This is a genomic window from Microcoleus sp. PH2017_34_RAT_O_A (assembly GCF_020737885.1).
In the GTDB taxonomy this organism is placed as follows: Bacteria; Cyanobacteriota; Cyanobacteriia; order Cyanobacteriales; family Microcoleaceae; genus Microcoleus.
Map to the genome: position 1 here is coordinate 39,596 of NZ_JAEQDD010000073.1, position 8,162 is coordinate 47,757.

General features: G+C 47.4%; 4 protein-coding genes. 3 read left to right on the forward strand and 1 reads right to left on the reverse strand.

Annotation, left to right across the window (positions count from 1 at the left end; translation table 11 throughout):
• Positions 1 to 211 precede the first annotated feature (211 nt).
• Positions 212 to 3,751 (reverse strand): GGDEF domain-containing phosphodiesterase, encoded by a 3,540-nt coding sequence (locus JGK11_RS22305; RefSeq protein ID WP_293205701.1) that lies wholly within the window; start codon positions 3,749 to 3,751, stop codon positions 212 to 214.
• Between the two features lie 266 nt (positions 3,752 to 4,017).
• Between JGK11_RS22305 and JGK11_RS22310 the strand changes: the two genes are divergently transcribed.
• The 3 genes from JGK11_RS22310 to JGK11_RS22320 all read left to right on the forward strand — a co-directional run bounded on the left by JGK11_RS22310 (position 4,018) and on the right by JGK11_RS22320 (position 8,156).
• Positions 4,018 to 5,025 carry a zinc-dependent alcohol dehydrogenase family protein gene (locus JGK11_RS22310; RefSeq protein ID WP_293212924.1) on the forward strand — a complete coding sequence of 336 codons (1,008 nt, stop codon included), beginning with the start codon at positions 4,018 to 4,020 and terminating at the stop codon, positions 5,023 to 5,025.
• A 298-nt stretch (positions 5,026 to 5,323) separates the two neighbouring features.
• The gene (locus JGK11_RS22315; RefSeq protein WP_293212926.1) at positions 5,324 to 7,297 is read left to right on the forward strand and encodes a tetratricopeptide repeat protein; all 1,974 of its coding nucleotides are present in this window, start codon (positions 5,324 to 5,326) and stop codon (positions 7,295 to 7,297) included.
• A gap of 25 nt (positions 7,298 to 7,322) precedes the next feature.
• Positions 7,323 to 8,156: a hypothetical protein gene (locus JGK11_RS22320; RefSeq protein ID WP_293212928.1), complete on the forward strand. Its 834-nt coding sequence runs from the start codon at positions 7,323 to 7,325 to the stop codon at positions 8,154 to 8,156.
• Positions 8,157 to 8,162 lie beyond the last annotated feature (6 nt).

Here is an 8,162-nt window from a genome sequence, read left to right on the forward strand (position 1 = left end):
CTGGCAAAACCCAGCAAATCTAGACAGTGCAAAGGTTTTGGGCTTTTGCCTCTTAAAATTTCAAACTCTTATGGGATAAGGCTTTTACCCAAAAACCTACACCCGTCAGATGCCCCCCAAGGGGGGAAATTCAGGAAGAAGGAAGAATGTTTTAACTTCTAATTCCCAATTCCCGATTCCCAATTCCCGATTCCCAATTCCCAATTCGCGATTACCATTTGGGTTGACTTTCGATCAAACCTGTGGCTGTGATGGTGTCTACAGGCTTTGAGAAAAAGTATCCCTGTCCGTATTCGCATTGCAGCGCTCTGAGCAAGTTAAGCTGTTCGATGGTTTCTATTCCTTCAGCGATCGCATCCATGCCTAAATGACTGGCTAAGATCAAAATAGTCTGTACAATAGCTTCGTTTCCTTCATCTTCAGTCATGCGGCTCACAAAAGCTCGATCGATCTTTAAGGCATCAGTGGGAAAAGTGTGCAGGCGGCTCAAAGAAGAATAGCCTGTGCCAAAATCGTCAATATATAATTCAATTTCTAAATTTTTCAATTGGGAGAGGATAGCGGCGGCTGATTCGGCATTGTCCACGATCACGCCTTCGGTAATTTCTAACTTTAAAGTGCGGGGGTCAAGGTGAGTTTCTTGTAAAATCTCACGAATGCGATCGATTAAATCCGGCTGTTTAAATTGTTCGTTAGAAAGGTTGACGCTGACTGTCAACGGCGGATTTGCGGGGAATTTTTCGTGCCACTCGTGGATCTGACAGCAAGCCGATCGCATCATCCACCAACCAATAGGTACAATCAATCTAGTTTCTTCTGCTACTAAAATAAACTCACCGGGAGCTACTAAACCGCGCTGGGGGTGATACCATCGCAGCAGCGCTTCAAAACCGCTGATTCTACCGCTAGTTAGAGAGACGATGGGCTGGTAGTAAAGCTGAAATTCCTGGGAGTCTAGAGCGCGCCGCAATTCGTTTTCCAGTTGCAAAAGGGCGACGGCGCGAGTGTGCATACTTAAGTCGAAAACTTCGTGGCGAGCTTTGCCCAATCCCTTTGCGTGATACATGGCAGCATCTGCATCTCGCAGCAGTTCTTCTGGTCGATCGTACAATATTCGGAATGGGACGGGAACAGGAGAGTCGGGAGATAGGCAAGACAAAGCAGTTTCCCGATCGACATGGACGAGATTTCCTGGACTAGAAAATTCGGAAAAATTGTTGGGATCCTGTGGCAAACCGGAACAAACAATGCCAATGCTAGCACTGCTAAAAACTTGATATTCGTTGAGGTAAAAAGGCTGTGCCAGTTCCGCTTGCACTCGTTCGGCAATGTGGATCGCATCATCGGTGTTTTTGATATTTTCCAGCAAAATAGCGAATTCGTCGCCACCGAGACGGGCAACGGTATCTCCAGCCCGCAAACAGATTTCCAGGCGCTGGGCGATCGCGATCAGCAAGCGATCGCCCACTAAATGCCCCAAACTGTCATTAACCACCTTAAAGCGGTCTAGATCGATAAACAGCACCGCAAACAAAACCTCGGGACGGCGTTTTGAAAGCTCGATCGCGTGTCCCAAACGATCCATAAATAAAGCTCGGTTGGGCAAACCCGTCAGCGTATCGTGCAAAGCATCGTGTACTAACTTCTCTTCAGCTATTTTCCGCAGAGTGATATCTTCGACAGTACCTTCGTAGTAAAGCAAATTGCCACCAGCGTCGCGAACAGCCCGGCCGTTTTCGGAAACCCAGATAGTAGTTCCGTCAGCGCGGTAAACTTGGGACTCGAACTCAGACACAGAACCGTGTTTTTCGATCGCACCCAAGAACTCGACGCGGCGGTTGGGATCGAGGTAGAGTTGGTGCTCGATATCGTGGATGTTTGCGATCAGTTGGGTTGCCGACTCGTAGCCGTAAATTCTGGCTAAAGCCGGATTGGCACTGATATAGCGTCCGTCAGCACTCGTTTGAAAAATTCCCTCGATCGCGTTTTCAAAGATGCTGCGGTATTTTTCTTCGGCTTGTTGCAGCGCGAATTCTGCCTGCTTGCGATCGCTGATATCTGTCAGCGTGCCGAGATAGCCCAGAACTGCTCCATTGTTGTCAATTTCCGGCACTGCTTGCCAAAATACCCAGGTTGTGAGGTCGCCGTTGCAAAAGCGGTACTCTAACTTACAAGGCAATTTATCTTTGACAGCGCGATACCACTGGCTCAAAATGCGATCGCGGTCTTCGGGATGCAAACTTTGGGCCCAACCTTCGCCCAATGCCTTTGGCGCAGTCAGTCCCGCCATCTCCAAAAATCGCTCGTTGACATACAAACAATCTCCCGCAGCGTCGGCGCGGAAAATCCCGACTGGCAGTATTTTAGCTAAAGTGTAATAGCGGTATTCGCTTTCTAGCAGGGCGCTGGCAGCTACTTTAGTCTCTGTGATATCAAACATTGCGCCTTGAAGGATGACGGAGTTGCTGGCTCGATCGCGAACTGCGATCGCTCGATCGCGGAACCAGACAATTTTACCGTTGCGGGCGATCGCGCGGTATTCTGACACCAGCGGCCCGTCGCTAAAGATATCTTCTCCCTCGGTAAATTTCTGTGTAGCGTTTTCAACTAACACGCGATCGCGGTCTTCTGGGTGAACGAGTTTCAGCCACAGATCTGGGTCTGCCTTCCATTCAGCTACAGAATAACCCAGAAAAGTCTCAATTTGCGGGCTGATGTAAAGTTTGGCAGCGCTGCGGTTGAGGGGAGAAATGTAGGTGACAGCCGGCATTTGTTCTACAAGCGCGCAGTATTTCGCTTCTACGGTGCAGAGTGCTGCTTCTAGGCGCTGCCGCTCCAATTCGGCAGCCGCCCGTCCGGCAAAGATGCTAATAATTAGCTGAAATTTGGCAAGATGTGATTCTAGTAGGGGGCGATCGTGGAAAATACAAATAATGCCCAAAGGTTCGCCGTAGGAGTTTTTCAGCAAGATTCCCAGGAAGCTGCGCGAACCTGTAACGATCGGTCTGCGGTCTTCAGGAAAGGTTTCCATGAGGCGGTCTGGACAGGAGTACATTCCCTGCTCAAACACCAGCGCTTCGGGAGTATTGGCAGTGTTGCACTCAAAGTTTGGCTGTGGCTGTCCGTCGCTCCAAAAACTGATAACTTGTAATTTATCGGGAGTTAGATCGGCGCGTTCGATCGATTTAATCGATTTGGCAGCAATGGCGCTGCGAACTCCTAGTGCTGAGGCTAAGTGGGGAACTAAGGTATCAAAGAATTGTGTCCCCCCGGGCGAATTAGTACCTGCCAGGATGTCACCTAGCAAGTCTTCCTCTAATTGCGGGGAAGTGGTGGCTTTGGGAGGGTTGTCGTTAGGAGGGCTATCGGCATTTTGGTCGATCGAACCCTCGATGCTCAGACTAACGGTTTTGCTGGTGGAAGGCCCTACAAGAGGCGAAGAATTCACAGTTGGGCGTTGTTGCTGGGCTAAGAATAGATTGTAGCCAATACCTAACAGTTTACCCAAGAAGCTGTCAGCGATCGCCAACAGATTTGAGTTGGGGAAAATCAACAAGTTTTTCCTAATTTTCAATCTCGCAGATAAATCTGGCTGTAATTCTGCCAACTGCGGTTGCTCTTCGGCAGTTGGCAGACTGGGATGCCTTCGGTGCCACTTGAGATAAATCGCGATCGCGAAGACTAAAGTCGCCGATAATCCCAGAAGGTATGCAAGAATCTCAAAGTAAAAAAATAAATCTAGCTCGAACATCGATTAGCACCGCTCGACAATTATAGTAGTTAGCAGAAAGAATTGGTTTAAAGCCGGAATCCCGATCGGGAGAAATTAAAATCAGATTATTCATCACTCCAATCCTCGGACTTCGAGATAGAGGTAGCTGTCCCAAGTCAACTGTCAATTGTCAGTTGAATTAAAGGCAGTCTATATTATTAAAAATAACTAAGTATCGTCACGGATGAGTAACGAATACAAGGTAGGATTGGAGGTGAAGGCGAAAATAGAGTTAATACCCTGCTATGAAAGCGATCGTTTTTGAAACTCCCGGAAGCCCATCCGTATTGAAACTGCAAGATATCTCAGCCCCTACTATACAAACAGAAACTGAAGTTTTGGTGCGGTTGCGGGCGGCGGGGATCAATCCGATAGATACTAAGTTGCGATCGCGCGGCACATTTTACCCCGAGAAAACTCCTCACGTTTTGGGGTGCGACGGTGCTGGAGTGGTAGAAGCTATCGGTGCTGAGGTGCAGAGTGTCCAAGTCGGAGACGAGGTTTTTTTCTGCCACGGGGGTTTAGGCGGGTCGATCGGTACTTACGCTGAGTTTGCCGTTGTAGACGAACGTTTTCTCGCCATCAAGCCTGCTGCTTTAAGTTTTGTTGAGGCGGCGGCTGCACCCTTAGTTCTAATTACAGCATGGGAGTCGCTGTACGATCGAGGGCGCTTGCAAGCCGGTCAGAAAGTGCTCATTCTAGCAGGTGCAGGCGGTGTCGGCCACGTCGCGGTACAGTTGGCTTCGTTGCAGGGTGCTGAGGTTTGCACTACTGTTAGTTCCGAAGCAAAAGCCGAGTTTGTACGGCAGTTAGGTGCAGATTCAGTTATTTTATACAAAAATACGGATGTTGTCGATCGGGTTTTGGCTTGGACTGAGGGCCAAGGAGTTGATTTGGCTTTTGATACAGTCGGGGGAGAAACTTTTTACCAAACTATTCCGGCTGTGAAGATTTACGGAGATTTGGTAACAATTTTGGAACCAGATCCGGCTTTGGGCAATTTGAAAACAGCGAGAATGCGAAATCTGCGAATTAGTCTGGAGTTAATGCTAACACCGATGCTGCAAGGTTTGGTGGAGGAACAGGAACAGCAGGCGAAGATTTTGCAGCAGTGCGCTCGTTTGTGCGATCGTAATTTGCTCAAAATTCACGTCAGCCAAACTTTCCCGCTAGAACAAGCTCAAGCAGCGCATGAGTTGTTAGAAAAAGGTTCAGTAACGGGTAAAATAGTGCTTGAAATTGCGGGCGATTGAGATTCCCGGCGAATCGAATTCGGCCTGGGGCGACTAATAAATGAATTGAGGGATCACCGCTCCCCAAAATTCTTGCTATAGCGGTTATCAGAAACATAAGGTACGTTGTTGGGCTTCAGCCCTCTTAGAGGTACGTTGTTGGGCTTCAGCCCTCTTAGAGGTACGTTGTTGGGCTTCAGCCCTCTTAGAGGTACGTTAGCCCTCTTAGTTGAAATGGTTATATAAGCTACCAGTCATACCTCATCTTTTTGAGAAAGGCTATACAATAACAAAAACAAACCGCCTCACCATCTCACCAATGTTAGATAAAATCTGGCAATTCCTCAAACAATTAATTCAGCGGCTATTCGGCACCAATCCGAAAATTGAACCGACACCACCTCAACCTGCGCCAACTTTGACAGATGCGGAATACGAGGCGAAGTTGATGGAACTTCTCGAAGGGATGAATCAGGGCTGGGGAAGAGGCGATGTTGCGGGATTCTTAATCGCAAAACGGATTAAAAATGGTGATTTGGCGGCTTGGTTGCGGAGGTTTGGCGATCGATTGTTGGAGGGCGCGCAGGGGAGTACAGCGTCTACGGATGGGGTGGTATCGCTTCAGGAATTGGCGCGCAGGTTGGAGTTGTTGGGTGGAGTTGCGGGTGGGGAATTGGGAGATGTGGCGGGGAATGTTGGTAGGGAGATTTTGGTTAGGTTTCCGCCAGTTTCGGGTGAGGGGGGCGAGGAGGTTGATGGAGAGGCTGAGGCGTGGTGCGATCGGGGTTTTAAGCAATGTATGAAAGGAGATTTTGAAGGGGGAATTGTATCTTTCGACAAAGCCTTAGAAATCAAAACCGATAGTTACGCATCATGGAACAATCGGGGTTCTGCACTGGGTAAATTAGGAAGATTAGAAGATGCGATCGCCTCCTACGACAAAGCCTTAGAATTCAAACCAGATTTTCATGATGCCTGGAACAATCGGGGCAATGCACTGTATAATTTAGGCAGGCTTGAAGATGCGATCGCCTCCTACGACAAAGCCTTAGAATTCAAACCAGATTTTCACGATGCCTGGAACAATCGGGGCATTGCACTGGTTAATTTAGGCAGGTTTGAAGATGCGATCGCCTCCTACGACAAAGCCTTAGAATTCAAACCAGATGATTACGATGCCTGGGGAGACCGGGGTATTATACTTTGCGATAATTTAAAAAGATATGAAGATGCGATCATATCTTTCGAGAAAGCCTTAAAAATCAATCCAGATTTAAACAATGCTTGGTACAATCGAGGGGTTGCACTGCGTAATTTAGGAAGATATGAAGATGCGATCGCCTCCTGGGACAAAGCATTAGAAATCAAACCAGATGATGACGAAGCCTGGAACAATCGGGGCGGTGCACTGCGTAAATTAGGCAGGCTTGAAGAAGCGATCGCCTCCTACGACAAAGCCTTAAAATTCAAACCAGATGATGACGATGCCTGGAACAGCAGGGGTATTATCTTTTGTGATAATTTAAAAAAATATGAAGAGGCGATCGACTCTTTCGATAAAGCCTTAGAATTCAAACCAGATTTTCACGAAGCTTGGTACAATCGGGGCAATGCACTGTATGATTTAGGAAGGTTCCAAGAGGCGATCGCTTCCTACGACAAAGCTTTAGCAATCAAACCAGATTACGAAAATTCCTTGAGAGATAGGGGCCTTGTACTGTGGAATTTAGGAAAGTTAAAAGATGCGATCGCATCCTACGAAAAAGCTTTAGCAATTAAACCAGATGATGACAAATCCTGGCACAATCGGGGCTATACACTGGGTAATTTAGGCAGGCGAGAAGAAGGGATCGCCTCCTATGACAAAGCCTTAGAAATCAAACCAGATAAACACCAAGCCTGGATTAATCGGAGTATAGCAGTCAGGAACGCACCTAGACATAACCAGGTAGTTTATGAAATTTTACAGGGAGAATTCCCTAATTCTCCACCAGTAACTAGAACTATTTTAACTCACAACCTGAAACAGCGTGGCTATGAAGGAGAAATATTAACATTACAAGCAGGCTTAGAGTATTGCCGACAAAATACCCACCCCGAAGGATATGGATTATTGCATCAAGCACTAGGAAATGCTCATCACGATGAAGGAAAACTTAATTCTTCTAACTCCAAGGAGTGTTGGGCTAAAGCCGCTGTTAGCTACAACGAAGCCCTCACAACTCTAACTAAAGATCGTTTCCTGAAACTGCATCTTGAGCTTTTGCAGGATTTAATCAAAACAAGCCAATAAACTACAGCGAGATGCCACCGATTTATTGCACAGCAAGCTGAAAGAGCAAGACTATTCCCAACTCACCCAACAGCAACTCACCGACAAATTAGTTAGCTTTGAACAATTAACCGTAAATATATTCATCCAATCCGGGCAGTTTACCCAAGCCTTAGCCACAGCAGAAACCGATAAAAATGTCTGCCTATCTTGGCTGCTGGATGCCTTGCCAATTCCCGATTACGAAACAGAAAAGAAACCCACTCACGCCCAAATCCAGCAACTTCTCAATCCCACAACAGCCGCGATATACTGGCATCTCAGCGACGCATCCCTGACAACATTCATCATAAAGTCCGATGGCTTGTTGTCTCCCGAAACCTGTTTCAGCGATTTTCCCGATGAACTTGAAGAATGGGTGAAGGAGTGGAATCAACAATACACCGATTATCAATCTAAGGAGAAAACCAGTCAAGTAAATCATCCTTGGCATGGGGGAATGGTAAGTAAATTTGCCCGACTCAATGCAATCCTGAAAATTGATGCGATTGAACAGCAATTAGAGGGAATTACGGAGTTGATTTTGATTCCGCATCGGGACTTGCACCGCTTCCCGATTCATGCTTTGTTTAGTCGTGATTTTGTGGTTAGTTATTTGCCTAGCGCCGCCGTTGGGATTAATTTGCAACATCGGTTTACCCCCCCCAACCCCCCCCTTGCTAAGGGGGGGGCTAAAGAGAACACTCCAATCTCTCCCTCACAAACTGAGACTTTGAACACTCCGGTCCCCCCCTTCTTAAGGGGGGTTAGGCAGGGTGGATTAATTGTCAGGGGGGAATGTATGATACAAGAGGTAATCAAGTCTGCCCTGTCCGGGTAGACTATC